Origin of the sequence: Agrococcus sp. GCM10030265 (genome assembly GCF_042666675.1) — a bacterium.
Taxonomy (GTDB): Bacteria; Actinomycetota; Actinomycetes; order Actinomycetales; family Microbacteriaceae; genus Agrococcus.
In genome coordinates, this window is record NZ_JBHTCZ010000002.1 from 1,384,774 (window position 1) to 1,411,634 (window position 26,861).

28 protein-coding genes are annotated in these 26,861 nt (G+C 73.5%); 12 read left to right on the forward strand and 16 right to left on the reverse strand.

From position 1 onward, the window contains the following. Positions 1-10: 10 nt before the first annotated feature. From ACFQPP_RS11035 to ACFQPP_RS11045, 3 genes are all read right to left on the reverse strand, one after another. Positions 11-259 carry a glutaredoxin family protein gene (locus tag ACFQPP_RS11035; RefSeq protein WP_376916638.1) on the reverse strand — a complete coding sequence of 83 codons (249 nt, stop codon included), beginning with the start codon at positions 257-259 and terminating at the stop codon, positions 11-13. Between the two features lie 85 nt (positions 260-344). After that, positions 345-443 carry a 30S ribosomal protein bS22 gene (locus tag ACFQPP_RS11040; protein ID WP_021011861.1) on the reverse strand — a complete coding sequence of 33 codons (99 nt, stop codon included), beginning with the start codon at positions 441-443 and terminating at the stop codon, positions 345-347. Between the two features lie 163 nt (positions 444-606). Then, on the reverse strand, positions 607-1,203 hold the full coding sequence (locus tag ACFQPP_RS11045) for an ArsR/SmtB family transcription factor (protein WP_376916639.1): 597 nt from the start codon (positions 1,201-1,203) through the stop codon (positions 607-609). Between the two features lie 146 nt (positions 1,204-1,349). On the opposite strand from ACFQPP_RS11045, the gene ACFQPP_RS11050 reads away from it, so the two are divergent. From ACFQPP_RS11050 to ACFQPP_RS11060, 3 genes are read left to right on the forward strand one after another with little or no spacing between them, the layout of a single operon-like run. Continuing rightward, complete coding sequence (locus ACFQPP_RS11050) at positions 1,350-2,786, forward strand: TrkH family potassium uptake protein (protein ID WP_376916641.1); 1,437 nt, start codon at positions 1,350-1,352, stop codon at positions 2,784-2,786. After that, entirely contained in the window at positions 2,779-3,450 is a 672-nt protein-coding gene (locus ACFQPP_RS11055; protein ID WP_376916642.1) for a potassium channel family protein, read from the forward strand. The genes ACFQPP_RS11050 and ACFQPP_RS11055 overlap by 8 nt, the downstream gene beginning before the upstream one ends. Next, positions 3,447-3,830, forward strand: coding sequence for a YchJ family protein (locus tag ACFQPP_RS11060; protein WP_376916643.1), 384 nt, complete (start codon positions 3,447-3,449; stop codon positions 3,828-3,830). The genes ACFQPP_RS11055 and ACFQPP_RS11060 overlap by 4 nt, the downstream gene beginning before the upstream one ends. A 53-nt stretch (positions 3,831-3,883) precedes the next feature. On the opposite strand, the gene proC is transcribed toward ACFQPP_RS11060, so the two are convergent. Further along, positions 3,884-4,726, reverse strand: coding sequence for a pyrroline-5-carboxylate reductase (gene proC / locus ACFQPP_RS11065; protein ID WP_376916644.1), 843 nt, complete (start codon positions 4,724-4,726; stop codon positions 3,884-3,886). A 23-nt stretch (positions 4,727-4,749) separates the two neighbouring features. Between proC and ACFQPP_RS11070 the strand changes: the two genes are divergently transcribed. From ACFQPP_RS11070 to ACFQPP_RS11080, 3 genes are read left to right on the forward strand one after another with little or no spacing between them, the layout of a single operon-like run. After that, positions 4,750-5,712 (forward strand): cation diffusion facilitator family transporter, encoded by a 963-nt coding sequence (locus tag ACFQPP_RS11070; protein WP_376916645.1) that lies wholly within the window; start codon positions 4,750-4,752, stop codon positions 5,710-5,712. Positions 5,713-5,721: 9 nt separating this feature from the next. Continuing rightward, positions 5,722-6,162, forward strand: a complete 441-nt coding sequence (locus ACFQPP_RS11075) for a hypothetical protein (protein ID WP_376916646.1) — start codon at positions 5,722-5,724, stop codon at positions 6,160-6,162. A gap of 23 nt (positions 6,163-6,185) precedes the next feature. Further along, a complete protein-coding gene (locus ACFQPP_RS11080; RefSeq protein WP_376916648.1) occupies positions 6,186-6,476 on the forward strand; it encodes a hypothetical protein in 291 nt (96 codons plus the stop codon). Here ACFQPP_RS11080 and ACFQPP_RS11085 read toward each other — a convergent pair. After that, positions 6,473-6,931 carry a nucleoside deaminase gene (locus ACFQPP_RS11085; RefSeq protein WP_376916791.1) on the reverse strand — a complete coding sequence of 153 codons (459 nt, stop codon included), beginning with the start codon at positions 6,929-6,931 and terminating at the stop codon, positions 6,473-6,475. The genes ACFQPP_RS11080 and ACFQPP_RS11085 overlap by 4 nt on opposite strands. Before the next feature lie 85 nt (positions 6,932-7,016). Here ACFQPP_RS11085 and upp point away from each other — a divergent pair, with 85 nt between their 5' ends. Continuing rightward, positions 7,017-7,652 (forward strand): uracil phosphoribosyltransferase, encoded by a 636-nt coding sequence (upp, locus tag ACFQPP_RS11090; RefSeq protein ID WP_376916649.1) that lies wholly within the window; start codon positions 7,017-7,019, stop codon positions 7,650-7,652. A gap of 423 nt (positions 7,653-8,075) precedes the next feature. Then, positions 8,076-8,795 (forward strand): winged helix-turn-helix domain-containing protein, encoded by a 720-nt coding sequence (locus ACFQPP_RS11095; RefSeq protein WP_376916650.1) that lies wholly within the window; start codon positions 8,076-8,078, stop codon positions 8,793-8,795. Positions 8,796-8,835: 40 nt separating this feature from the next. Here ACFQPP_RS11095 and ACFQPP_RS11100 read toward each other — a convergent pair whose 3' ends face one another. The 7 genes from ACFQPP_RS11100 to ACFQPP_RS11130 form a co-directional block, all read right to left on the reverse strand. Beyond that, positions 8,836-10,044: a heparan-alpha-glucosaminide N-acetyltransferase domain-containing protein gene (locus ACFQPP_RS11100; RefSeq protein ID WP_376916651.1), complete on the reverse strand. Its 1,209-nt coding sequence runs from the start codon at positions 10,042-10,044 to the stop codon at positions 8,836-8,838. 157 nt (positions 10,045-10,201) lie between these two features. Next, positions 10,202-10,435 (reverse strand): helix-turn-helix domain-containing protein, encoded by a 234-nt coding sequence (locus tag ACFQPP_RS11105; RefSeq protein WP_376916652.1) that lies wholly within the window; start codon positions 10,433-10,435, stop codon positions 10,202-10,204. After that, on the reverse strand, positions 10,435-11,358 hold the full coding sequence (locus ACFQPP_RS11110) for an aldose 1-epimerase family protein (RefSeq protein ID WP_376916653.1): 924 nt from the start codon (positions 11,356-11,358) through the stop codon (positions 10,435-10,437). The genes ACFQPP_RS11105 and ACFQPP_RS11110 overlap by 1 nt, the downstream gene beginning before the upstream one ends. Further along, positions 11,355-12,338, reverse strand: a complete 984-nt coding sequence (locus ACFQPP_RS11115) for a glycoside hydrolase family 43 protein (protein ID WP_376916654.1) — start codon at positions 12,336-12,338, stop codon at positions 11,355-11,357. Before ACFQPP_RS11115 ends, ACFQPP_RS11110 begins: the two co-directional genes overlap by 4 nt. Before the next feature lie 2 nt (positions 12,339-12,340). Then, a complete protein-coding gene (locus ACFQPP_RS11120; RefSeq protein ID WP_376916655.1) occupies positions 12,341-13,192 on the reverse strand; it encodes a carbohydrate ABC transporter permease in 852 nt (283 codons plus the stop codon). Next, entirely contained in the window at positions 13,189-14,160 is a 972-nt protein-coding gene (locus ACFQPP_RS11125; RefSeq protein ID WP_376916656.1) for a carbohydrate ABC transporter permease, read from the reverse strand. Before ACFQPP_RS11125 ends, ACFQPP_RS11120 begins: the two co-directional genes overlap by 4 nt. Positions 14,161-14,170: 10 nt before the next feature. Further along, a complete protein-coding gene (locus ACFQPP_RS11130; protein WP_376916658.1) occupies positions 14,171-15,442 on the reverse strand; it encodes an ABC transporter substrate-binding protein in 1,272 nt (423 codons plus the stop codon). A gap of 178 nt (positions 15,443-15,620) precedes the next feature. Between ACFQPP_RS11130 and ACFQPP_RS11135 the strand changes: the two genes are divergently transcribed. From ACFQPP_RS11135 to ACFQPP_RS11150, 4 genes are all read left to right on the forward strand, one after another. Further along, positions 15,621-16,631 carry a LacI family DNA-binding transcriptional regulator gene (locus tag ACFQPP_RS11135; protein ID WP_376916660.1) on the forward strand — a complete coding sequence of 337 codons (1,011 nt, stop codon included), beginning with the start codon at positions 15,621-15,623 and terminating at the stop codon, positions 16,629-16,631. A 10-nt stretch (positions 16,632-16,641) separates the two neighbouring features. Next, complete coding sequence (locus ACFQPP_RS11140) at positions 16,642-18,510, forward strand: sugar-binding domain-containing protein (RefSeq protein WP_376916661.1); 1,869 nt, start codon at positions 16,642-16,644, stop codon at positions 18,508-18,510. Between the two features lie 304 nt (positions 18,511-18,814). Further along, positions 18,815-23,362: an ATP-dependent helicase gene (locus ACFQPP_RS11145; protein WP_376916662.1), complete on the forward strand. Its 4,548-nt coding sequence runs from the start codon at positions 18,815-18,817 to the stop codon at positions 23,360-23,362. 22 nt (positions 23,363-23,384) lie between these two features. Beyond that, positions 23,385-24,173 (forward strand): DNA-formamidopyrimidine glycosylase family protein, encoded by a 789-nt coding sequence (locus ACFQPP_RS11150; RefSeq protein ID WP_376916663.1) that lies wholly within the window; start codon positions 23,385-23,387, stop codon positions 24,171-24,173. 73 nt (positions 24,174-24,246) lie between these two features. Here ACFQPP_RS11150 and ACFQPP_RS11155 read toward each other — a convergent pair whose 3' ends face one another. The 4 genes from ACFQPP_RS11155 to ACFQPP_RS11170 form a co-directional block, all read right to left on the reverse strand. Further along, entirely contained in the window at positions 24,247-25,617 is a 1,371-nt protein-coding gene (locus tag ACFQPP_RS11155) for a hypothetical protein (protein ID WP_376916664.1), read from the reverse strand. After that, positions 25,614-25,964, reverse strand: a complete 351-nt coding sequence (locus ACFQPP_RS11160) for a PadR family transcriptional regulator (RefSeq protein ID WP_376916665.1) — start codon at positions 25,962-25,964, stop codon at positions 25,614-25,616. The genes ACFQPP_RS11155 and ACFQPP_RS11160 overlap by 4 nt, the downstream gene beginning before the upstream one ends. A 64-nt stretch (positions 25,965-26,028) precedes the next feature. Beyond that, positions 26,029-26,421 (reverse strand): hypothetical protein, encoded by a 393-nt coding sequence (locus ACFQPP_RS11165; protein WP_376916666.1) that lies wholly within the window; start codon positions 26,419-26,421, stop codon positions 26,029-26,031. Between the two features lie 110 nt (positions 26,422-26,531). Beyond that, positions 26,532-26,849: a hypothetical protein gene (locus tag ACFQPP_RS11170; protein ID WP_376916667.1), complete on the reverse strand. Its 318-nt coding sequence runs from the start codon at positions 26,847-26,849 to the stop codon at positions 26,532-26,534. Positions 26,850-26,861 lie beyond the last annotated feature (12 nt).

Genomic DNA, 26,861 nt, shown 5'->3' on the forward strand with positions numbered 1-26,861 from the left:
CGGGCCGAGGTCAGCCGAGCGCGCGACCGATGCGGTCGCGCAGGCGGTCGGCGTCGACCCGCCACGATGCGTGCGGCCGGCCATCGATGAGGACGACCGGCACGTCCTCGCTCCACCGCTCGGCGAGCGCCGCATCCTGCGTCATGTCGAGCTCGACGAGCCGCGCGTCGGCGAACTCCGCGACGACGCCCTCGACGACGGGCCTCGCCACGTCGCAGAGGTGGCAGCCGGGCTTCGCGACCAACGTGACCTCGACCATGCCACCAGCGTAGGCGCGCGTGCCCGCCCCGGGAGACGACGAAGCGCTCGACACCGAGGTGTCGAGCGCTGGGTCGAAGCAGTCGCTACTTGCGGTTGCGACGCTGGTGACGCGTCTTGCGCAGGAGCTTGCGGTGCTTCTTCTTTGCCATGCGCTTGCGGCGCTTCTTGACGACCGAACCCATTCGATCCTCGCTTTCCGATGTCGTGACGTCTCTTCCGACCGCGGGGAGCGCCGGAGAACACTGCCGACCAGCCTATCGCAACCGAGGAGGCGCGACGGATGCCGCCCGCCGCGGCCGCCCGGGCGGGCGTCGTGCGCCGCGCTCCCCGCGTGCGCGCCGGGCGTCAGTCGCGTCGGCGCAGGCGGTCGCGCGCCTGCTCGATGGCGCGGGAGGCGTCGCCGCGGCGGTCGTCGATGCGGTCCTGCAGCTCGTCGAGCCACGACTGCAGCTCTGCCGCCTTCTGCCGTGCCTCGTGCGCCGCGTCGGCCACGCGACGACCGAGCGACTCGCCGACGGGTGCGGGGTTGTCGACCATGGCGTTCGCGCGATCGAGCGCCTGCTCGGCCGCGGTGCGGGCCTGCTCGGCCGCCGACTTGAACGACACGTTCGCGCCCGCCCACGCCGCGAAGGCCGCGGCGCCCAGGCCGCCCTCCTGCGCCTGGTCGTCGCCAGCGAAGACGAACGGCATGAGCCAGTCGTCGACCTCGTCGAGCGGCGCGGTGTCGATGCGGTAGAAGCGGTGCTGCCCCTCCTCGCGCACCTCGACGAGCCCCACGTCGCGCAGGGTCTTCAGATGCTTCGACACCGTCGGCTGCGCGACGCCGAGCGCCTCGACGATCTCGCTGACGCTCGCCTCGCCCGTCGTCGAGCGGCGGTCGAGCAGCACGCCGAGGATCTCGCGCCTCGTGGCGTCCGCGATCACGCTGAAGATGTCGGCCATGGCGACATATTGCCAGCGCGGAATGCGGCGCGTCCAACCCCGCGCTCCCGACGCCACCGCCCGGGGTGCGCGCACCTGGGCGCGACGGCGCCGTCGCGGGTCTACGCTCGGGTGCGCACCGACCGGTGCAGCAGATGAGGAGCGGGATGTCGCAGCCGGCCGCGCAGCGCGAGGGCGCCTCGCTGCTCGCACGCTCCCGCGACCGCGTCGAGGCCTTCGCGAGCCAGTACCCGGCCCGGTTCGCCATCGTCGTCTTCGCGGCGCTCAACATCGTGTGGACGCTGCTGTTCATGACGCCGCTCGCCACCCGCGGCGACGAGCCCCCCGCATCCTTCATCGATGCGCTCTTCACCGCCGTGAGCGTCATCTGCGTCACGGGCCTCGCGACGGTCGACATGGCGACGCACTGGAGCCCCTTCGGCAACGCGCTCGTGCTCGTGGGCGTGCAGGTGGGCGGCATCGGCGTGCTGACCCTCGCCTCGCTGCTGGGCATGACGGTCGCCCGCAGGCTCGGCCTCAAGCAGCGCCTCATGGCCGCGGGCGACACGAACCCCTCGCGCGTGCGCAGGGGCGTCGTGAAGGAGGGCCAGGCCATCCGGCTCGGCGACGTGGGAGGCCTGCTGCGCATCATCGCGCTGTCGGTGCTCACGATCGAGGCCGTGCTGATCCTGCTGCTGCTGCCGCGCATCCTGCTGCAGGGCGTGCCGTTCTGGGATGCGCTGTACCAGTCGGTCTACTACGCGTTCATGGCGTTCACGAACTCGGGGTTCATCCCGACGACCGAGGGGCTCACGCCGTACGCGACCGATCCGTGGTTCCTCGGCGTCATCATGGTCGGCGTCTTCCTCGGCGCGCTCGGGTTCCCGGTGTACTTCGTGCTGCTGCGCAACCTCAAGCACCCGCGCCTGTGGTCGCTGCACGTCAAGCTCACGCTCTTCGGCTCGCTCGGCCTCTTCGTCGCAGGCGGCCTCGCCTACCTCGTGCTCGAGTGGGGCAACCCCGACTCGTGGGGCGACGCGGACTTCGGGCAGCAGGTGCTGCAGTCGCTCTTCATGTCGACGATGTCCCGCTCCGGCGGCTTCGCGACCCAGGATCTCGGCGAGCTCAACAACTCGAGCCTGCTCGTCACCGACATGCTCATGTTCATCGGCGGCGGCTCGGCGTCGACCGCCGGCGGCGTCAAGGTGACGACGCTCATGATCCTCTTCCTCGCCGCGATCGCCGAGGCGCGCGGTCGCACGTCGATGGAGGCGTTCGGTCGCCGCATCCCCTCCGACGTGCTGCGCCTCGCCGTCTCCGTCGTCCTCTGGGGTGCGACGATCGTCGCGGTCTCGACGATCGCGCTGCTGCAGATCACGCACGAGCCGCTCGACTACGTGCTGTTCGACGTCGTGAGCGCCTTCGCGACGTGCGGCCTGTCGACGGGCTTCACGCACGGCGACCTGCCGTGGGCGGCGAAGGCCGTGCTCGCCGCCACCATGTTCGTCGGCCGCATCGGTAGTGTGACGCTCGCCGCGGCCCTCGCCGCGAGCCAGACGACGCAGCTGTTCACGCGCCCCGAGGAGAGGCCGATCGTTGGTTGAGCGCATCCCGCACGACGCTCCCGTGCTCGTCATCGGCCTCGGCCGCTTCGGCGCCGCGACCGCAGGGCAGCTCGCGCGCCTCGACCGCGAGGTGCTCGCGATCGACGACGACATCGCCCTCGTGCAGAAGTGGTCCGAGCGCCTCACCCACACGGTGCAGGCGGATGCGCGATCCATCGAGGCGCTGCGCCAGGTGGGCGCGCAGGAGTTCTCGATCGCCGTCGTCGCCGTCGGCTCGTCGATCGAGGCGTCGGTGCTCATCACCGCGAACCTCGTCGACCTGAAGATCCCGCAGATCTGGGCGAAGGCCATCAGCCAGTCGCACGGCAAGATCCTCTCCCGCATCGGCGCGAACCACATCGTCTACCCCGAGGCCGAGGCCGGCGAGCGCGTCGCGCACCTCGTCTCCGGCCGCATGCTCGACTACATCCAGTTCGACGACGACTTCGCGATCGTGAAGATGTACCCGCCGCGCCACCTGCGCGGCGTGCCGCTGTCGGAGTCGCGCATCCGCTCGAAGTACAACCTGACGGTCGTGGGCGTGAAGAGCCCGGGCGGCGCGTTCACGTACGCGACGCCCGAGACGGTCGTGTCGTCGCACGACCTCGTGATCATCTCCGGCAACCAGGCCGACATCGAGCGCTTCGCGGCGCTCGGCTCGTGACCGCCGCGCGCCGCTGCCCCTGCGGCGCGGGGCTGGCGTACGCGGAGTGCTGCGAGCCGGTGCACGACGGCGCCCGCCTCGCCCCCACCGCGGAGGCGCTCATGCGCTCGCGCTACTCGGCGTTCGCGCTGCGACGCGTCGACTGGCTGCTCGCGTCGTGGGATGCGTCGACGCGGCCGGCGTCGATCGAGCCGGGCGACGAGCGGTGGATCGGCCTCGAGATCGAGGCGACCGAGGCCGGCGGCCCGTTCGACCGGGCGGGCACCGTGACGTTCCGCGCCTCGTACGCCGAGGACGGCGAGCGGTTCGGGCTGCGCGAGCGCTCGCGCTTCGCGCGCACGGATGCGTGGCGCTACCTCGACGGCGTGCAGCTGGGCTGAGCGGCCACTCCTCGTCGCGGCCGGCGGCGGATGCCGTCCGCGCGGCGGGCCCGCTAGGACGCCGCGATCTCCGCCGCCCGGCGCGCCGCCGCCGCGGTCGCGCGATCGAACAGGGCGTCGAGGCCCGCATCCTGCAGCACGGCGATCGCCTGCTCGGTCGTGCCCTTCGGGCTCGTCACGCGACGACGCAGCTCGGCGGGCTCGATGCCCGGCTCGCGCTCCCTCGCATCCGCCAGCAGCGCGCTCGCGCCCGCGAAGGTCTCCTGCACCATCGTCGCCGCCTGCTCGGGCGCGAAGCCCATCCGCTCCGCGGCCGCCGTGAGCGCCTCCATGAGCAGGAAGACGTAGGCAGGGCCCGAGCCCGAGATCGTCGAGAGCGCGTCGATCTGCGCCTCGTCGACGACGAGCACCTCGCCGACCACCTCGAAGACGCCCGCGGCGAGCGCCACCTGCTCGCTCGTCGCGCGCGAGCCGCCCGCCACGCCCGTGACGCCGCAGCCGACGTGCGTCGGCGTGTTGGGCATCGCGCGGACGACGGCGACCGACTCGGGCAGCAGCGCCTCCATGGCGGCGCACGTCGTGCCGACCGCGAGCGACACGACGATCGTGCCGGGGCGCAGCGACGGGGCGATCTCGACGAGCAGGTCGGCCACCATGACGGGCTTCACGCCGATCACCACGACGTCGGCCTCGGCAGCGGCCTGCGCGTTGCCGCCCGGCTCGTCCTCGAGCGCGATCGACCGCACCCCGCTGGCCGCCGCGGCCTCCGCCTTCGCCCGCGTGCGGTTCGTGGCCGTGAGCGACGCCGCCGAGCCGTCGGCGACGAGGCCCGCGAGGATTGCACCCCCCATCGATCCGGCTCCGAGGATGGCGATGGATGGCAGCATGCGGGTCATCGCCCCAGCGTATGGTGGGGCGCGTGAGCGAATCGCATGGCACCAAGGCCGTGATCGCCGCGTTCCTCGCGAACACGGGGATCGGCATCACGAAGCTGATCGCATGGCTGCTGTCCGGCTCGGCGTCGATGCTCGCGGAGGCCATCCACTCCTTCGCCGACTCGATGAACCAGCTGCTGCTGCTGCTCGGTGGCCGGCTCGCGAAGCGCAAGGCCGACACCGACCATCCGTTCGGCTACGGCCGCGAGCGCTACGTGTGGGCGTTCATCGTCGCCCTCATCCTGTTCTCGGTCGGCGGCGTCTTCTCGATCGTCGAGGGCATCGACAAGCTGCAGCACCCGCACGAGCTCGAGAACGTGTGGATCCCGCTCGGGGTGCTCGCCGTCGCGATCGTGCTCGAGTCGTTCAGCCTCCGCACCGCCGTGATCGAGTCGCGGAAGGTCAAGGGCTCGGCGGGCTGGTGGCGGTTCATCCGCACGTCGCGCTCGCCCGAGCTGCCCGTCATCCTGCTCGAGGACGTCGCGGCGCTCACGGGCCTCGTGCTCGCCTTCTCGGCCGTCGGCCTCACGGCGATCACGGGCGACGCCACCTTCGACGCCCTCGGCACCCTCGCGATCGGCGTGCTGCTCGTGATCGTCGCGATCATCCTCGCCATCGAGATGAAGTCGCTGCTGATCGGCGAGGGCGCGACCGCCGACGACCACCGGCGCATCCTCGAGGCCATCAACGGCTCGGACGAGGTCGAGGCCGTCATCCACATGAAGACGCTCTACCTCGGGCCCGACGAGCTCATGGTCGCGGCGAAGGTCGCCTTCCCGCCCACGTCGACCCTCGAGGACGTCGCGCGTGCGATCGACGCGCTCGAGCGACACGTGCGCGAGGCGGTGCCGGTGGCGCGCGTCATCTACATCGAGCCCGACATCTACCTCGCGAAGCCCGACATCGCGCCGTCGACCGACCACATCGTCATCCAGAGCGGCAACTAGGGGCACGGCATGGACCTCGGCTACGACCTCCTGGTCGCCGCGCACCTCATCGGCGTCTCGCTGCTCGTCGGCACGTTCCTCGTGCAGCTGCGGGCGAGGATGGGCTTCCGGTTCTCGCTCCTGCTCCTCGGCGCGAGCATCCAGCTCGTCTCGGGCGTCGCGCTCTACGGCCTGCAGATCGCGTTCGACGAGCCGAACCACATGAAGCTCGGCATCAAGGCGCTCGTCGCGGTCGTCGTCTTCGTGGCGGCCCTCGTCGGGTTCCTGCGTCAGCGCGCGCTGCAGGCGACGCGCACGGGCCTCGTCGCGACGCCGGGAGGCGGCATCGTGCAGGCGTCCGGCGGGCCGGGCGTCGTCGGCGTCGTCGACGACTCGCGCCTGAAGCCGCTCTTCCACGTCGCGGGCGGCCTCGCGGTCGTGAACCTGCTCGTCGCGACGCTCTGGCGCTGACGCGGGTCGATCGGAGCCGGCGGATGGAGTGGCTGCCCTGGGTCGTGCTGGCCGTCGGCGTCGTCGTGATCGCGGCGCTCGTGCCGCGCCTCTACCGACGCGAGCGGTCGCGGCAGCGCGAGCGCGGCACCATCCCCGGCGGCTTCGGCGTCGTCGACGAGGCGTGGCGACCCGCCGACCACGCCGCGAGGCTCGAGCGCGAGCGGCGCGACGAGGCCGACGAGGCGTCGCAGCCGCCCCGCGAGCCCGACCGGGTGCGCGACGCGGATGCCGGCGACGGCGACGCGCCCCGCGCATCCGACCCGCGCCGCTAGGACGCGTGGGGCCGCTCGGGGCGACGCTCGCCGAAGAAGCCCGTGAGCAGCGCCGCGCACTCGGCCTCGAGCACGCCGGCGACGACCTCGGCGCGCTGCGGCAGCCGCCGCTCGCGCAGCACGTCGAGCACGCTGCCCGCGGCACCCGCCTTCTCGTCCCATGCGCCGAAGACGACGCGCGGGATGCGGGCGGCGAGGATGGCGCCTGCGCACATGGGGCACGGCTCGAGCGTGACGACGAGCGTGCAGTCGTCGAGATGCCAGTCGCCGCGCGCCGCCGCCGCGGCACGCATCGCGACGATCTCGGCGTGCGCCGTCGGGTCGTCGTGCAGCTCGCGCTCGTTGCGGCCCGTCGCGAGCACGACGCCGCCCGGGCCGACGAGCACGGCGCCGACCGGCACGTCGGGGCGCGTGGCGGCGGCCGCCGACCGCGCCTCGTCGATCGCCAGGCGCATCCACGCCTCGTGCTCGACCGCATGTCGCACGGGGACTCCTGGCTCGTGGCCCCGCGAGGGGCGCTCGGATCGGTAGCCTGAGCCTATGCGAGTGCACGTGGCCGACCATCCGCTCATCACGCACAAGCTCACGGTGCTGCGCGATCGCGAGACCCCGTCGCCCACGTTCCGCGCGCTGACGAACGAGCTCATGACGCTGCTGGCCTACGAGGCGACGCGCAACGTCCGCGTGGTCGAGAAGCGCATCGATACGCCCGTCACGTCGACGGTCGGCGTCGCGATCGCCGAGCCGCGCCCGCTCGTCGTGCCCATCCTGCGCGCGGGCCTCGGCATGCTCGACGGGCTCATGCAGCTGCTGCCGACCGCCGAGGTCGGCTTCCTCGGCATGGCGCGCAACGAGGAGACGCTGCAGCCGTACACGTACGCCGAGCGCCTGCCTGACGACCTGTCGGATCGCCAGTGCTTCGTGCTCGACCCCATGCTCGCCACCGGCGGGTCGCTCGCGGCGGCCATCCACTTCCTCTTCGAGCGCGGCGCCGTCGACGTCACGGCCATCTGCATCCTCGGCGCCCCCGAGGGCATCGAGCGCGTCGAGCGCGAGGTCGACGGTCACGACGTCACGCTCGTGCTGGGTGCGCTCGACGAGCGCCTGGACGAGCAGGGCTACATCGTGCCCGGCCTCGGCGACGCGGGCGACCGCCTCTACGGCACGGTCGACTGACGCGAGGCCTCCCGGCGCGCCGCCCGCGGGGTGCGCCTCTCGCGCGGTCCCCTCGCGACGGCGGGCGCGCCTGAGCGTGGGACGCAGCGCGACGTCACACTTCGTCACGCACGGGGCACGCCCGTGTTGACGGATTCGAGCGCAGGATGCAAGGATCGTGCGCATGACGACGACCCCCTTCCTCTCGACCACGCGTGTGGCCCGAGGAGATGCCGGCATGATGATGCCGGCCGTCGCCATGTGTCGAATGTGTGCGTGAGGCTCGTTCCGCCCCGCACCGCCGCCCGCCCGCCGCAGCACTGAGCTGCCGCCGGCGCCGAGCGCTCGCATGAGCGCTCGCCCGAGCACCCTCGGGACCGCAGCACCTCGACACCCTGCGTGCGAGACCGACGACGGTCGCACGCCCAGCCGGAAGGCATCGCGATGTCCATCGCCATCACCCACATCCAGTCCAAGCAGTCCACCCTCGCCACCGACGGCAACCTCGCGCTCGCACCCCAGCCGATCGCACCCGAGGCTCCCGCTCGTCGCTCGGCGGTGCGCGCCGTGCCCGCCGGCACCGAGGCGCGCGGCTTCGTGCTCTACGTCGGCCTCGGCGAGGATGCGTCGGAGGCCGACGGCATCGAGCTCGCGCAGCTCGTCGCCGAGCTGAGGCGCGTCACGGCCCGTCTCTCCCCCTCCGCCCAGACGCACGCGGCCGTCGCCCTCGCCCCCGCAGGCGCGGGTGGCCGCGACGTCGACGTCGTGCGGCGCGCGCTGCAGGATCCGTCGCTGCGCAAGGCGGAGACGCCCGTCGAGGAGCCCGCGCTCGACGTCACGATCGACCTGTCGCGCAAGCGCGTCGCGATCGGCGACGACATCGCACCCCTCACCTACAAGGAGTTCGAGCTGCTGCAGTTCATCGTGCTCCGCGAGGGGCGCACGGTCGAGCGCACCGAGATCATCGACGCCCTGTGGCCCGACGCCGACGACGAGGCGCGCCCCAACGAGCGCACCATCGACGTGCACGTGCGTCGTCTGCGCGCGAAGCTCGGCGACTGGGCCGACATCGTCCGCACCGTCCGCGGCGCCGGCTACCGCTTCGACCGCCACGCCGACGTCACGGTGCTCGCACCGCACGCCGCCTCGCCCGACCGCTTCTAGCCCTCCGCAGGTCGGGCGTCCGACCCGGCGACCCTGCGCGTCACGCTCGATCCGCGCTCGTCGCACCCGCCATCCATGCGGATGCACGACGCGCGAGCCGCTCGAGCGGCCCCGCGCCGAGCACGGCCATCCAGGCCGTCGTGGCGACGAGCAGCGCACCCGTGAGCAGCGGCCACATGGCTCCATCCAGGGCCGCTGCCCCCGCGAGCCCGCCGATGAGCGCGATCACGACGAGCTGCGCCGAGTAGGCGGTGAGCGGCATGCTGCCGAGCGCCGCGAGCGGCAGGAGCACCCATCGCAGCGGGCGCGCGAGCAGCAGGCACGCGCCGACGATCGCGGCGGCGAGCCCGCCCGATCCGACGATCTCGAGCGTCGCGCCCGAGTGCGGCGCCACCTCGACGAGCGACCACAGCGGTCGCAGCGGGATGCCGAGCTCGACGAGGCGGGCGAGGACGGGCGTCGCCGAGAGGTCGCCGGACGCCCATGCCTCGAGCGGCGGGATCGCGAGGGCGCCCGCGCCGTAGCCGACCGCGGTCGCGAGCGCGCCACCGGCCAGCAGCGCGACGGCCGTGCGCGCGCGCAGCAGGTCGGTGCGGCCGATCGCGAGGCCGGCGAGCAGCAGCGGCAGCCACGCCGTGATCGGGTACGGGCCGAGCACGAGCGCGATGCCCTCGCCGTACGGGTCGCCCGCGGCGAGCCGCACGAGCGCGAGCGCGAGCGGTCCGAGCAGCGCGAACGCTGCAGCGGCGATCCACAGCGACCGCCTCCGCCACCGGAGGAACGGGATGATCGCGACGAAGAGGATGCCGTAGACCGTCAGCACGACCGAGACGCCCGTGCCGAGGAGCTCGAGCGAGCAGCCGATCGCGAAGACGACCGCACCGCGGCCGACGAGGCGGAGGCGCAGCCGCGGGAGGGCGGCATCGGTGGGGCGACGCGTGCCGCCCGCGAGCAGCGCGACCGAGATGCCGGCGACGAGCGCGAAGAGCAGCGAGGAGCGGCCGTGCACCACGTCGGTCCACGTCTCGACGCGCGCCCAGTCGAACGCCTCGGTGACGCCGACGTGCGCGCCGAGCATGCCGACGACGGCGACCCCGCGTGCGACGTCGACGCCCATGACCCGCGGGGGTCGGCCGAACGACGGCAGGCGGCGCAGCGGCGTCGAGCGCACCGGGGCGGGCTGCGGCGTGCGGCGATCGCGCTGCGGCTCCGGCACGTCTGCGCCGACCGCTGCCCTCGTCTGCGTCATGCATGACCTCGCTCACCCGGGAGCGGCGTCGCCGTCGCCGCGGCGCTGCCCGGATGCCCGTCGTGCGCGCCGTCGTGCGTGCATCATCCTCCTGACCGCCGCGCCGAGGTCACGAGGCGGGGTCCGGGGTACGCCCGCGGTCCCCCGGCGGCGACCGTCAGCCGTCGCCGCGGTCGTAGCCGTTGCGGTGCTCGCGCAGGTGGTGCTTCATCTCCTGCACGACGATGATCCACGAGCCGCCGACCTTGTAGGCGGGCAGGCGGCCCGTGCGGAACGCCTCGTAGACCGTCGACAGCCGCACGTGCAGGAACGACGCGACCTGCTCCGGCGTCATGGTGTCGCCGTACTGGGCGAACACCGCGTCGAGAGCGCTCGTGCGCTCCGTCGTCATCACGGCGCTCCCTCGATCGCCGCGTAGGCCCACGACCACTCGCGGGGCTCGCCGGGCGGGAGGAGGGCGACGTCGACGCCGGTGTTGAACGCGTCGGGGCCGCACGTCATCGGCTCGACCGCGATCGCCGTGCGCTCGTGCGCGTCCGCCCAGTCCCACGTGCACAGCTGCAGCCACCGCACGTCGGGGCCGAGGCGCAACGCAGCACCGCAGCCGTCGCGACCGACGACGCGGATGGTCGTCTCGGCATCGTCCCCGGCGTGCAGCCCGGTGAACGCATGGTCGATGCGCGCGTCGCCGAGTCGCCTGGGCTCGCGGAAGTCCGCCCAGCCCGGCACGTCGACGACGGCGCCCGAGCGCATCCGCTCGCCATGCACCTCGTGCAGCGCCGTCGCCGGCGCGTGCAGCACGGCGTCGGCGAGCCCCGTCGCGATCGTGATCCACGGATGCGCTCCGGTGCCGAACGGCGCGGGCGCCTGCGACCGGTTGGTCGCGACGACCGTGGTGCGCAGGCCGTCGTCGTCGAGGCGGTAGCGGACCTCGACGTCGACGGCGAACGGATACCCGGGCTGCGGCGCGGTGCGCGTGACGAGCGTCGCCATGTCGGCGCGACGCTCGACGACGGCGAAGTCGACGTCGGCGACGAGCCCGTGCAGCGCGTGCCCGCGCTCGGGCTCGCTGAGCGGCAGGCGATGCTCGACCCCGTCGAGCATGTAGCGGCCGTCCATCACGCGGTTCGGCCACGGGGCGAGGAGCGCGCCGTGGTACCGGAGCGTCGTCGTGTCGGGGTCGAAGGGCATGAAGACGTCGCGGCCGCCGTGACGGAAGGCGCGCACGGACGCACCCACCGACGCGATCGTCGCCTCGTAGGCGCCGTGCCGCAGGTGCACCACCCCCGAGAGCCCCTCGGATGCGGCGGTCATCCGAGCTCGCTCACGGGCTCGAGCCCGTCCCACGACAGGGGCGCGACGTACATCGAGCGATAGGTGAACGCCGCGTCCCAGCCGTGCAGGACGAGTCGCGGCTCGCCGTCCGGGCCCTCGACGACGTCCTGCCCGCCGGGCCCGACGACGTGCTCGCCGGTCGAGGCCGTCGTGATCCAGGGCCCCTCGTGCTTCGTCCACGGACCGGACAGCGACGGCGCGGTCGCGTACCCGATCGCGTAGTCGTCGCTGCCGTAGTCGTTCGCGGAGTACAGCATCGTCAGCCCCTCGGGATGGGCGACGATCGTGGGCGCCTCGACGAGCGCGCCCTCCCAGTCCTGATCCTGCTGGACGAGCCGCACGGGCTCGCCCGCGAGCGACAGGCCATCGGCCTGCAGGGGCGCTGCCTGCAGCCACGTGTCGACGCCGACCGCGTTGCCGTCGTTCTTCCACACCAGATGCAGCACGTCGTCGACCCGCACGGTCGTCGCGTCGATGGCCCCGCCCTGCGCCTCGTCGCACACGAGCATCCCGGTGCCCTGCACGACGAACGGGCCCGCGGGACTCGCCGCGGTCGCGACGCCGATGCACTGCGCCGACGCCGCGAAGTCGTGCGCGGTGAAGTAGAGCGCGTACTCGCCGCTCGCGAGCCGCGTGACCTCGGGCGCCCACGTGCGCCCCGGCACGATCCAGCTCGGCAGCTCGGGCATCGCATCGCCGAGGGACTCCCAGCGCTGCAGATCCTCCGAGAACGACACCGGCACGTTCCGCCGGTTCGACTCCGTCGAGTAGGCGTAGTAGCCGTCGTCCGTCGCGAGCACGTCGGGATCGGGGAAGTCGTCCGCGATGACGGGCGACGCCCACGCGGGCCCGTCGGCCTCGCCGCCCTGCGGTGCGACGTCCGCCGTGCCGCAGCCGGCGACCGACAGCGCGAGCGCGGCGGCGACGACCGCCGCGATGCGCATCCTCGTCGTCGGCACGCTCATCCCTTCACCCCGGACTGCGCGACGCCCTCGACCACGAACCGCTGCAACGCCACGAACAGCGCCAGCACCGGGGCGCTCGCGATCACGGCGCCCGCCATGAGCAGGTCGTAGCGCACGGCGTTGGCCGACTGCAGCGTCGACAGGCCGGCGGGCAGCGTCTGCAGATCCGGGCTGAACAGCACGTACACGGGCCAGAGGAAGTCGTTCCAGTTCGTCAGGAACGCCAGCAGCCCGAGCGTCGCGAGCGCGGGCCGCGCCAGGGGGAGCACGACGCGCACGAACGTCGTGAGCCGGTTGGCCCCGTCGAGGCGTGCCGCCTCCTCGATCTCCACCGGGATGCCGAGGAAGAACTGCCGCATGAGGAACACGCCGAACGCGCCGGCTGCCGTCGGCACGATGACCGCGACGAGCGAGTTGAGCCATCCCAGCTCCGAGACGATCGTGTAGTTGGGGATGACGAGGATGACGGGTGGCACGAGCAGCGTCGCGATGATCGCGCCGAAGACGAGGCGCTTGCCGCGGAACTCCATGCGCGCCAGCGGGTACGCGGCGAGCGACGCCGTCACGACCACGAGCACCGCGTTCGCGGCGGCAGCGGTCAGGCTGTTGAGGAACCACGTGAACACCGGCGTGCTCGCCGAGCCGAGGATCGTCTCGTAGGCCTGCAGCGTCCACTCCCGCGGCAGCCAGCTCGTCGCGTCGCCCGTCGCGTCCGCACGCGACTTGAACGACGTGAGGACCATGTAGACGATGGGGCTGACGAAGCCGAGCGCCAGCAGCGACAGCAGCACGGTGCGCGCGACGAGCGACGCCCTCGGCCTGCGTCGGGAGCGCGTCGTCGCGGTCATCGGATCCCTCCGGCCTGCACGCGCGTGCGCGTGCGTTCGCGATCGCGGAAGAGCCAGAACACGACGACGCTCAGCAGCACGAGGATGAGCGTGAGGATGTAGCTCATCGCAGCCGCGCTGCCCATCTGGAAGTTGCGGAGCCCCGTCTCGGCGATCTGGAAGATGGCGGTGCGGGTCTCGCGACCCGGCCCGCCCTGGGTGAGCAGGTACGACTGCCCGAACATGTTCGCCGACGCGATGATCGTGTTGAGCGTCACGAACGTGAGGATGGGCCGCAGGCCGGGCAGCGTCACGTGGCGCAGCTGCTGCCACCGGTTCGCGCCGTCGACGCGCGCCGCCTCGTACAGCTGGGCCGGGATGTCCTGCAGCGCGGCGAGGTAGATCACGGCGTTGAAGCCGAGCGTCCACCACAGCGTGACGCCCACGAGGGCCACCCACGCCGCCGGCACGGTCGTCAGCCAGGCCGTCGCATCCGGCAGGCCCACCGCACCGAGGTACTGGTTCACGAGACCGATGTTGTTGTCGAGCAGGTAGCGCCACAGCACCGTGACCACGGCGACGCCTAGGACGTACGGTGCGAAGTAGACCGCGCGGAACACGTTGCGGCCGGGGACCTTCGCGTTCATGATGAGCGCGACCGCGAGCGGCACCACGAGCAGCAGCGGCACGCTGAACGCCGTGAAGATGCCGGTCGCCTGCATCGACTGCCAGAAGATCTCGGCGATCGACGAGCCCGGCGTCAGCAGGTCGGCGTAGTTGTCGAGGCCGACGAAGGGCTTCATCGGCAGGGTGTAGTCCCAGCGGTGCAGGCTCATCCACAGGCCGAGCACGGCGGGGAAGGCGACGAAGCCGACGAAGAGCAGCAGGTACGGGGCCATGAACAGCCACGGCGTGGCCGCGGCCTGCTCACGCAGGCCCCGCGTGCGCCCAGGCGTCTGCCTGGGCGCACGCGCGGTGGAGGACGTCACGGGCGTCTCGTCACTCGCCGAAGGCGGCGAGGTTCTCCTCGATGAGCGCCGTGGCCCGGTCGCTCGCGTCCGTCAGCAGCGTCTCGGGCTCCCCGGCCCCCAGCACGCCCTCGGCCACGGCGATCTCGAGGGTCTCGGTCTGCACCGAGCCGATGCCGGGCACCGTGGGGATGAACTGCATCGCGTCGAGGTCGTCGACGAGCACGCTCTGCGGCAGGGAGTCGAGCGCGCCGTCCTCGAGCGCCGTGAGGCGCGCCGGGATCATGCCTGCGCCCGCCCACTCGGCGGAGTGCTCGCTCATCCATGCGATGAAGACGCGCGCCGCGTCGATGCGGTCCGGGTCGTCCTGCCGCGGCAGGAAGAACTGGTGCGACGACGCCCATGCGGCCTCCGTGTCGCCGATGGTCGGCACGGGCGCGAGCGCGTAGGGCGTGCCCGACTCCTCGAGGTCGTTGATCTGCCAGATGCCGTCCCACGTGATCGACGTCTCGCCGTTCTTGAACGCGACGTACTGCGAGTCCTGGGCGACGTCGCTCGGCGAGTAGCCGGCGTCGACGATGCCGCGCATCCACTCGAGCGCCTCGACGCCCTCCTCGGCCCCGTAGGTGGCTGCCGACGCGTCATCCGCGTAGGCCTGTCCCCCGAACTGCCCGTTCAGCGTCAGCCACATGAGGTGCGCGGGCCATCCGCTCGGCATCCAGAACGGCGTCTCGTAGCCGGCGGCCTGCAGCGCGTCGAGCGCGGCCTGGAACGACGCCGCGTCGGTCGGCGGCTCGGTGATGCCCGCCGCCGCGAAGTGCTCGGTGTTGTAGTACATGCCGATGGAGTGGACGTCGAGCGGGACGCCGTAGCGCTGGTCGTCGTAGATGCCGGCCTCCCAGACCGGCTCGGAGAAGTCGTCGGCCGAGAGCTCGAGCGCATCCGTCATGTCGTCGAGCGGCAGGATGACCTGCCGAGCGGCGTTCGTCGCGAGCTGGTCGAAGTGCATGACGCCCACGTCGGGCCCCTCGCCCGCCGTGACGGCCGCGGGGAGGCGCTGGTACATGTCGCCCCACTCCATCGTGTTCGTCTCGATCGCGATGGTGTCGTGCTCCTCGTCGAACTGCTCGACCAGCGCCTGCATGAACGGGCCGTCGCCACCGGTGAACCCGTTCCAGAACGACAGCGTCACCTCCGGCCCGTCGTACTCGCCGGTGAACGGCTCGGCGGCCGCGCCGGCGCCGCCTCCACCCGAGCATCCGGCGACCAGGCCGATGCTGCCGATCGCGGCGATGACGGTCACCGCCCGACGCGACCTGCGGCTCCAAGCTGACTGCTTCACGGGGTCCTCCTCGTCGAAAACCATCGGCCGACGCGTGCGGTCGACCTGTCCGCAGCGTACAGCGCTGTAAACCGGGAAGTAAAGAGGGGCAGATCGCGGCTGACCTAGGCTGACGCCATCGCGTGCGTGAGGAGCGACCATGGCGAGAGTCCGACTGATCGACGTCGCCGAGCGCGTGGGCGTCTCGATGAAGACCGTCTCGAACGTCGTCCACGGCCACCCGAACGTGGCACCCGCGCTGCGGCAGCGCGTGCAGGCGGCGATCGACGAGCTGGGCTACCGCCCGAACCTCACGGCGCGTCGCCTCGCCACCGGCAAGACCGGCATGATCGCGCTGGCGGTGCCCGAGATGGACCACCCCTACTTCGCCGAGCTCTCGCGCAACGTCGCCGAGGTCGCGACGACGCTCGGGCTCCGCGTCATCATCGAGCAGACCCTCGCCGACCCCGCGGCGGAGGCAGCGGTGCTGCAGGACCGCGAGCAGGGGCTCGTCGACGGCGTCGTCTTCCACCCCGTGAGCATGGACACGCTGCAGATCGCGCGGCTCAACCCCGACACGCCGCTCGTGCTGCTCGGCGAGTCCGCGAAGCCCGTCACCGCGGACCACGTGATGATCGACAACCGCCTCGCGGCAGCCGACGGCACCACGACGCTGCTCGAGTCGGGCAGACGTCGGGTGGCGTTCCTCGGGGTCATCGACCACGACGCGACCGGCTCCACCGCGCTGCGCCTCCTCGGCTACCAGGAGGCGCTCATCGGCGCCGGCGCCGCGCTGGAGCCCGCCCTCGTGCTGCCCGTCGGAGGCTTCCGCGTCGCCGACGCGTACGCCGCGATGCGCGCGGCGCTCGAGGCCGGCATCGAGATCGACGCCGTGCTCTGCCGCGACGACCGCTTCGCCATCGGCGCGGTGCGCGCGATCGCCGACCACGGGCTGCGCGTGCCGCAGGACATCGCGGTCGTCGGCTGGGACGACACCGAGCTCGCGACCTCCAGCACCCCGACGCTCACGTCGATCTCGCCGGACAAGCAGGCGCTCGCCCGCGAGGCCCTCACGCTGCTCATCGAGCGCATCGACGGCTACACCGGCATCGGTCGCCACCGGATCGTGCCGCACGCCATCGCTACCCGGGAGAGCAGTTTCCAGCGCTAGAATCTGGCGCATGCTCGACACCCCGACGACGCGACCGAGCGTCCACGACGGCCAGTACCCACGCCCGCAGCTGCACCGAGCTGGATGGGCGTCGCTCGACGGGGCATGGGGATTCCAGCTCGACGACCTGGATGCGGGGCGCCGCGAGCGCTGGTTCGAGCCGGCCAGGACGTTCGCCGCGACCATCGCCGTGCCCTACCCGCCGGAGTCGCCGCGCTCCGGCATCGCCGACACCGGGCACCACCGCGTCCTCTGGTATCGACGCACCGTCACGCCCGACGACCTGCGGCGCGCAGGCTGGCACGGCACCGGCAGCGCGCTGCTGCACCTCGGCGCCGTCGACTACCGCGCCGAGGTCTGGGCCGACGGCATGCTGCTCGGCACCCATGAGGGAGGGCACACCCCCTTCACGCTCGACGTGACCGCCGCGGCGAGCACCGGGGCCCCCTTCGACGTCGTCGTCCGCGTCGAGGACGACCCGCTCGACCTCGAGCAGCCGCGCGGCAAGCAGGACTGGCAGGAGCATCCGCACTCGGTCTGGTACCACCGCACCTCGGGCATCTGGCAGCCCGTGTGGCTCGAGACCGTGCCCGCGTGGCACGTGCGCGCCCTGGCATGGACGAGCGACGTGCACGCCGGCACCGTGCGCCTCGACCTCGACACGAGCCGCCGACCCGAGCCCGGCGCCGCCGTGCGCGTCGTCATCCGCGACGAGCACCGCACGCTCGGCAGCGCGACGCACGCGATCGCAGGCCCGCGCGCGTCGGCGACCGTCGCGCTCGACGGCCTCGACAACGGGCAGGGCTACGAGCACATGCTCTGGTCGCCCGAGCACCCCAGGCTGCTGGATGCGACCGTCGAGCTGCTCGACGCCGACGGCGGCGTCGTCGACCACGTCGGCTCGTACCTCGGGCTGCGCACCGTGGGCGTCGAGGGCGGACGCCTGCTGCTGAACGACCGCCCCTACCCCGTGCGCGCCGTGCTCGCGCAGAACTACTGGCCCGAGTCGCACCTCGCCGCCCCGAGCGCCGACGCGCTGCGCGACGAGGTGCAGCTCATCAAGGACCTCGGGTTCACGACCGCCCGCGTGCACCAGAAGATCGAGGATCCCCGCTTCCTCTACTGGGCCGACCGCCTCGGCCTGCTCGTCTGGGCCGAGATGCCGAGCGCGTACGCCTACTCCCCCACGAGCGTCGCCCGCATCACGAGCGAGTGGATCGACGTCGTCGCGCGCGACCGGTCGCATCCGAGCGTGGTGGCCTGGGTGCCGATGAACGAGAGCTGGGGCGTGCAGCATGCGGCACACGACCCGCGGCCGCGCGACTTCATCCGCTCGCTCTTCCATCTCACGAAGGCGCTCGACGACACCCGCCTCGTGATCTCGAACGACGGCTGGGAGCACGCCGACTCCGACCTCCTCACCGTGCACGACTACGAGGGCGACGCCGACGTCCTCGCCGCCTCCTACGCCGACGCCGACGCCATCCGCTCCACGCTCGACGGCGTGGGCCCGGCAGGCAGGCGCATGCGCCTGCTCCCCGCGGCCGAGAGCCCCGCGCTCGCCGTGGCGCCCGTCGTCCTCAGCGAGTTCGGCGGCATCCAGTACGCGCCCACGGCCGACATCCCGACCTGGGGATACTCCGAGGCGCGCACCGCGGACGAGTTCGAGCAGCGGCTGCGTGCGATCGTGACGGCCGCGGCCGCCTCGCCCGCGCTGGCCGGCTACTGCTACACGCAGCTCACCGACACGGTGCAGGAGGCGAACGGGCTCGTCGACCAGCATCGCCGCCCGAAGCTGCCCATCGAGACCATCCGCGCGATCGTGCTCGGCGAGGAGCCTGCACGCCCCGATGCCCGGCCCGCGGAGGACGCCGCCTGACGGGCGGGTCGCCGTCGGAGCGCATCGCCCGCTCGTGAGACACAGGAGATCCACAGCCCCTTGAGGCCTCGCTCGTTACCGTTCCGTTATAGCGTGAGGATCACGTTGATGGTTGTGCTGTGGCCATCAGCGGAGGGTGCGATCCGAGATCCACCTTGGTGCAAGGGACTGGGGCCGGTCGAGCGAACTCGACCGGCCCTTGCGCATGTCCGGGGTGCTGCATGCTGGCTCGCACCGCTCGACCCGCGCGCGCGCACGATGCAAGCCCGTCCGTCGTGTCGGTGGTCTGGGCTTGGATGGGTGGATGCCTGACGCACTCGACGCCTTCGGCCCCGCCACCGCGGCGTGGTTCCGCGGCGCGTTCGAGGCGCCGACGCCCGCGCAGGAGGGCGCGTGGGCTGCGAGCCGCGACGGTGGCAGCGCGCTGGTGATCGCGCCGACGGGCTCTGGCAAGACGCTCGCGGCGTTCCTCACCGCGATCGACCGCCTCGCGCGCGAGCCCAAGCCCGACGATCCGCTGCATCGCACGCGCGTGCTCTACCTCTCGCCGCTCAAGGCGCTCGGCGTCGACGTCGAGCGCAACCTGCGCAGCCCCCTCGTCGGCGTCGCCCGCACCGCCGCCGAGCTTGGCCTCCCCGCGCCCGACATCACGGTGGGCGTGCGCTCCGGCGACACCCCGCAGGCCGAGCGCAGGCAGCTGCTGAAGACGCCGCCCGACATCCTCATCACCACGCCCGAGTCGCTCTTCCTCATGCTCACGAGCGCGGCGCGCGAGACCCTCGTCGGCGTCGAGACGATCATCGTCGACGAGATCCACGCCGTCGCCTCCACGAAGCGCGGCGCACACCTCGCCGTCTCCCTCGAGCGCCTCGACGCCATGCTCGAGCGACCCGCGCAGCGCATCGGCCTCTCCGCCACGGTGCGCCCGCCCGAGGCGGTCGCCCGCTTCCTCGGCGGCCCCCGCCCCGTCACGATCCTGGCGCCCGAGGCGCGCGGCCGCGTCGACCTGCAGGTCGTCGTGCCCGTCGACGACATGAGCGACCTCGGCTCCGCTCCTCCGCGCGAGGGCGCGGCGAGCGCATCCACCGACGAGACGCAGCCGCAGCAGCAGTCGATCTGGCCGCACGTCGAGGAGGCGATCGTCGATCGCGTCGTCGAGCAGCGCTCGACCATCGTCTTCACGAACTCGCGCCGGCTCGCAGAGCGCCTCACCGCGAGGCTCAACGAGATCTGGGTCGGCAGGCAGGCGGAGGCGGCCGAGCCCGGCTCGAGCGAGGCGCAGCCGACGCCCGCCGCCGACCGCATCCCCGCGCAGATGATGGGCCAGTCGGGCCAGACCTCCGGCGCCGAGCCCGTGCTCGCTCGCGCGCACCACGGCTCGGTGTCGAAGGAGCAGCGAGCCCAGATCGAGGACGACCTGAAGCGCGGCGTGCTGCGCTGCGTCGTCGCGACGTCGTCGCTCGAGCTCGGCATCGACATGGGGGCCGTCGACCTCGTGATCCAGGTCGAGTCGCCGCCGACGGTCGCGGCCGGCCTGCAGCGCGTCGGACGCGCAGGCCACCAGGTGGGCGAGATCTCGCGCGGCGTGCTGTTCCCCAAGCACCGCGCCGACCTCTTGCACGCCACCGTCACGACCGAGCGCATGCGCGAGGGCGCCATCGAGCGCATCGCCGTGCCGCAGAACCCGCTCGACATCCTCGCGCAGCAGACGGTGGCACACACGGCGCTCGGTCCCGTCGACGTCGACGACTGGTTCGAGATCCTGCGGCGCTCGGCGCCCTTCGCCTCCCTGCCGCGCAGCGCGTACGAGGCGACGCTCGACCTCGTCTCGGGCCTCTACCCCTCCGACGAGTTCGCCGAGCTGCGACCCCGCGTCGTCTGGGATCGCGTGTCGGGCACGCTCACGGGGCGCCCCGGCGCGCAGCGGCTCGCGGTGACGAGCGGCGGCACCATCCCCGACCGCGGCATGTTCGGCGTCTTCCTCGCGGGCTCCGAGCGCGGGGGCCGCGTGGGCGAGCTCGACGAGGAGATGGTCTACGAGTCGCGCGTCGGCGACGTCTTCGCGCTCGGCGCGACGAGCTGGCGCATCGAGGACATCACGCACGACCGCGTCGTCGTGACCCCGGCGTTCGGGCAACCGGGCCGCGTGCCGTTCTGGACGGGCGACGCGATGGGGCGCTCGGCCGAGCTCGGCGCAGCGATCGGCGGATTCCTGCGCGAGGCCGGCGCCTGGACGCCCGAGGGCGCGTCCGCACGGCTGGCCGAGGCGGGGCTCGACGCGCGTGCGTCGCAGAACCTCCTCGCGTTCCTCGCCGAGCAGCGCGCCGCGACGGGGCAGCTCCCCAGCGATCGCACGCTCATCGTCGAGCGCTTCCGCGACGAGCTCGGCGACTGGCGGGTCGTGCTGCACTCGCCCTACGGCAACCGCGTGCACCAGCCGTGGGCCCTCGCGATCACGGCCCGCATCCGCGAGCGCCACGGGTTCGACGGCGGCGCGATGGCCTCCGACGACGGCATCGTCGTGCGGCTGCCCGACACCGACGCCGACCCGCCGGGCGCCGAGCTCTTCGTCTTCGACCCCGACGAGCTCGAGGCGATCGTCACCGAGCGCGTCGGCGACTCCGCGCTCTTCGCGAGCCGCTTCCGCGAGTGCGCGGCCCGAGCGCTGCTGCTGCCGCGTCGCAACCCCGGCCGCCGGTCGCCGCTGTGGCAGCAGCGGCAGCGCGGTGCCCAGCTGCTCGAGGTCGCGCGCCGCTACCCGTCGTTCCCGATCGTGCTCGAGACCGTTCGCGAGGTCCTGCAGGACGTCTACGACGTGCCGGCGCTGCGCGGCGTCGCCGAGTCGATCGCGAGCCGCGGCATCCGCCTGCTCGAGGTCGAGACCGCCGACGCGTCGCCCTTCGCGCGCTCGCTGCTGTTCGGCTACGTCGCCTCCTTCCTCTACGAGGGCGACGCCCCGCTCGCCGAGCGCCGAGCCGCCGCGCTGTCGCTCGACACGACGATGCTCGCCGAGCTGCTCGGCCGCGCCGAGCTGCGCGAGCTGCTCGACCCCGACGTCATCGCCACCACCGAGGCGCAGCTGCAGCGCCTCGACCCCGAGCGCCGGCTGAAGGGCGTCGAGGGCGCCGTCGACCTGCTGCGCCTCCTCGGCCCGATGGACGCGAGCGCGCTGCGCGAGCGTCTCGACCCCGCGTCGGTCGCCGACGTCGACCTCGACGCGGCGCTCGACGCGCTGCGGCGCGAGCAGCGCGTCATGCGCCTGCCGATCGCGGGTGCGCAGCGCTGGGCCGTCGTCGAGGATGCCGCGCGCCTCCGCGACGCCCTCGGGGTGCCGCTGCCCGTCGGCCTGCCCGAGGCGTACCTCACCCCCGTGCCCGACGCGGTCGGCGACCTCGTGAGCAGGTACGCGCGCACGCACGGGCCGTTCCAGCCCGGCGAGGCGGCCGCAACCCTCGGCCTCGGCGTCGCCGTCGTGCACGACGCGCTGCGTCGGCTCGCGGGCACCCGCCGCGTGCTCGAGGGCGAGTTCCGCCCGGGCTCCGTGGGCGTCGACTGGTGCGACGCCGAGGTGCTGACGCGGCTGCGATCGCGCTCGCTCGCCGCGCTGCGCAAGGAGGTCGAGCCGGTCGAGCCCGAGCAGCTCGCGCGATTCCTCCCCGTGTGGCAGCATGCCGACGGCTCGCTGCGCGGCGTCGACGGGGTGCTGCAGGTCGTCGAGCAGCTCGCGGGCGTCGCCGTCCCCGCGAGCGCATGGGAGTCGCTGGTGCTGCCCTCTCGGGTGCGCGACTACCAGCCGGCCATGCTCGACGAGCTCACGAGCACGGGCGAGGTGCTGTGGAGCGGCGACGGCACCCTCCCCGGCTCCGACGGCTGGGTGCGGCTGCACCTCGCCGAGACCGCGCACCTGACGATCGACGCCCCGACCGAGGCTCCCGACGTCGCGGGCGCCGCCGTGCTCGAGGCGCTCGGCAATGGCGGCGGCTGGTTCTTCCGCCAGCTGCAGCAGTCGCTCGACGTGCCCGACGCCGAGCTCACGACGACCCTGTGGCAGCTCGTGTGGGGCGGGCACGTGACGAACGACACGCTCGCGGCGCTGCGCGTGCGCACGGGCACGGCGTCGCGGCGCACGCGGCAGCCCACGCGCACGCGCGCCTACCGCGGCCGCATGCGACCGCGCGGCACGACGCAGACCGCCGCGCCCGAGGTGGGTGGTCGCTGGTCGCTGACGCCGCAGCCCGAGGGCGACGCGACGGTGCGGCGCCTCGCCGCGGCCGAGCAGCTGCTCGAGCGACACGGCATCGTGACGCGCGGTGCCGTGCAGTCCGAGCAGGTGCCGGGCGGGTTCGCCGCGGCGTACCGCGTGCTGACGCAGCTCGAGGAGGCGGGCCAGACTCGCCGCGGCTACTTCGTCGCCGGGCTCGGCGCCGCCCAGTTCGCGACGCCCGCCACCGTCGACCGACTGCGCGCGTTCGGCGTCGACCCCGACCAGGCGCCGCCGCTCACGGCTCGCACGTTCGCCGCGACCGACCCCGCGAATCCGTACGGCGCCGCGCTGCCGTGGCCCCAGCGCGACGAGGGCCACCGCCCCGGTCGCAAGGCGGGTGCGCTCGTGACGATCGTCGACGGCGCGCTCACGCTGTTCGTCGAACGCGGTGGGCGCACGCTGCTCACCTTCGACGACGAGCCCGCGCGCCTCGCCGCGGCAGCCGCGTCCCTCGCCTCGGTCGCCCCGGCGCTCGGGCGCATCGCCGTGCATCGCGTCGACGGCGAGGGCGTGCTGGGCTCGGCGCTCGACCCCGTCCTGCGCGAGGCGGGCTTCGCCCTCACGCCGAAGGGTCTGCGACTGGGATGAGCGACACGACGGAGGCTCGCTGATGCCCGAGGGAGACACGGTCTGGCGCACGGCGCGCTCGCTGCACGAGGTGCTCGCGGGGCAGACGATCACGCGATTCGACCTGCGCGTGCCGCAGCACGCGACCGCCGACCTCTCCGGCGGCGTCGTGCAGGAGGTCGTCGCGCGCGGCAAGCACATCCTGCACCGCATCGTCGACGACGAGGGCATGGCGTGGACGCTGCACACCCACCTGAAGATGGACGGCTCGTGGCACCGCTACCGGCAGGGTTCGCGGTGGCAGCGGCCCGCGTACACGGTGCGGGCGGTGCTCGACACCGCCGAGTGGCAGACCGTCGGATATCTGCTGGGCGTCGTCGACCTCGTCACGACCGCCGACGAGTCGACGGTGGTCGGGCATCTCGGCCCCGACCTGCTCGGACCCGACTGGGATGCGGAGGCCGCGGTCGAGCGCCTCGCCGCCGACCCCGACCGCGAGATCGGCGTCGCGCTGCTCGACCAACGCAACCTCGCCGGCCTCGGCACGGTGTTCCGCGCCGAGCTGTGCTTCCTGCGCGGAGTCTCGCCGTGGCGCCCCGTGCGCGACGTCGACGACCTGCCGGGCCTCGTTGCGCTCGCGCAGCGCAGCATCCGCGCGAACCGCGACCGCACCGAGCGCACCTTCACGGGCTCCCTGCGCCGCGACCGCTTCTGGGTGTACGGCCGCGAGCACGAGCCGTGCCGCCGCTGCGGCACCCCCATCGAGCGCGGCCACCTGGGCCCGGCGACGATGGAGCGCGTCGCCTACCGCTGCCCCGTCTGCCAGCCGTAGCCGGCGGCTCGCCGCAGGTCGCCGCCAGCCCCTGCCCTCTCCGCCAGCCGCGGACGACGGCTCGCGGCGGCCCTCACCCGCGCGAGCGGTCGAGCGCGGGCTCGCGGCTCGCGGCATCCGCGGCGGCCCTGGCGTCGGAGCGCGCACGCACGAGCGCCGCGATCAGGATCGGCACGCCTGCGACCCACGCGACGGGTGCGAGCCAGGTGGCGGGCTGCAGCAGCATCAGCGTCGCGACGCATCCCGTCGCGAGTGCGGCGGGCACGCGCCACGGCGTCGAGCGCAGCAGCAGCACGACCGCGGCCGCGCACGCCGCACCCGCGCAGGCCGCCGAGACGACGGCGCTGCCGACATGCGCGAGCGCCGACGGGTCGAGCGCGACGGCGACGCTCGCTGCGAGCACCGCCGCGACGAGCGTGACCGCGGGCGCCCACGCCCACCGCCCGACGGCGGTGCGCACCATGGTCGCACCCGCGACGATGGCGGGCACCGAGGCCGCCGCCGCGAGGGCGCCGACGAGGCGCATCCCTCCGTCGTCGACCGGCACGAGCCCGCCTGCCGCGAGCAGCAGGAAGACGCTCGTCGGCGCACCGAGCACCAGCGAGACGCCGCCGAGGGCGCCGACGAGTCGCGGCGACCAGGAGGGCCGCGCGGGCTGCGCGACGGCCGTGGAGCCCAGGCGTGCGAACGACAGCAGCAGCAGGACCACGGCGGCGAGGGCGTCGAGCGTCGTCATGGCCATCGCGACGGCGCCTGCCGCGAGGGTTGCGGCGCCGAGGAGCGCGAGCGGCCACCGCCAAGGGGCCCCGACCCGGCCCTCGAGCCACCCGCCGACGAGCGGCACGGCGCAGGCGGCGGCGAGCAGCACCACGAGTCCGAGGATCCACGAGGGCATCGCCGGCGACGCGGACGACGACCCGTCGCCGTGCCGGACGACCGTCGGGTACAGGGATGCGGCGATGCTCGCCACAGCGAGCGCACCGCCCAGGATCGACGCGGCGGCGGCGGCGAGCAGCAGCGCGGGCGCGTAGCCGGAGCGGCGGGCCCCTGCGAGCGAGAGGGCGCTCCACACGACGAGCGGTGCCGCGATGGCGAGGGTGAGCACCTGCGCGACCAGGTGCGCCACCCCGACCGGCACGAACGCCTCCGACCCGGTGGGGATCGGCACGGCTGGCCCACCCGTCGGGTCGGCGAGGCCGAGCGCGGACGCGCCGAGGATGGCGACGAGCGCGAGCGCGGCGAACGCTGCGGCCGACGCTGCGGACGCGTGCGCGGCCACGCCGTGCATGCGCATGGACCATGCATCCGCGCCTGTCGGCTGGGCGAGACCGCGCGCCTCCGCATCGTCGAGCAGCATCGCGACCATCACCTCGCCGTGCTCGTCGCGCCAGCTGCGGGGGTACCAGCGCAGCAGGTCGCGCAGGCGGCGCTCCAGCGGGCTCACGCGAGCGCCTCGCGCGCCGCTCCCGTCGCCGCGCGGCCTGCGAGCCGCGCACGTGCGACACGCGTGCGCGCCTCCAGCGCGGCCGTCTCGCGCTCGAGCGCGTCGCCGCCGGCGTCGGTGAGCTCGTAGTAGCGACGCGCGCGGCCGTCGACGACCTCGTCGCCCGCGGCGATCGCGTGCCCCTCTCGCACGATGCGCTCGAGGGCGGCGTACAGGGTGGTGACGCGCAGCGTCACCGCGCCGTCGCTCAGGCGTTCGACGTCGCGGAGGATCGCGTAGCCGTGCCTGCGCCCGTCCGCGAGGGAGGTGAGGATCCAGAAGGTGGTCTCGGTGATGCCGGTCGCCATGCGCCCGAACATACCCGTGATGGGAATATAGCGCCAGCCGGCCGCTCGCGGAGGCCGGATGCGGTCAGCCGGCTCGCTGGTCGCGCGCCGCGTCGAGCACCTCGAGCGCTGCGGCGATCACGCCGGCGCCCACCGCCATCGCGACGCGCGGTCGACGCGCACCACGGCGCACGAGCACGCGCTCGACGGCACGATCGGCGCGCACGCTCAGCTCCCACGCACCCGCCGACGCCGCCGCGACGGCGGCCCCTGCACCGACCGAGGTGGCGGCGCGCCGCGCATCCGAGCCCCCGCGCAGCCGCGCATGGACGCCGGCAGCGACCGCCGCCGCGGGCACGAGCGCGAACGCGGCCCCGAGCCCCCACCGCGCGCCCACGGGGAGGCGACCGATCGGCACGAGCGCGAAGGCTGCGGATGCGGCGACGGACAGGGATGCGACGACCGGGCGTTGGAGCATGCATCCACCGTGCCAGCCCGGTCCATGCGGCACCCGTGAGCCCGCGGCTCGGCGACGGCGGCCGCGGCTGCGACTGAGGCTGCGGCTGCGGCCGAGCCTGCGGCTGCGGCTCAGCGCACCGTCCAGTGCACGACGGGGGCGGGCGGCTCGAGCAGGTACTCGTCGTCGCTCGGATAGCCGCGGGCCACGGTGACGTCGTCGCCGACGAGCCCGCGGATCGAGGCCTCGTCGCGCCAGCTCGACAGCACGCGCACCTCGGTGCGCCCGTCGCCGAGATCGCGCGTCATGATGCCCGTGGCGAGGTTGCCGGGCATCGAGACGTACGCGTCGTAGCTCGTCGCCCGCATGTGCGCGAGGTACTCGTCGACGCGCACCGTCTCGACGAGCGCCGTCCACTGCCGCACGATGCGCGCCGTCTCGTCAGTCATGTGAGCACCGTC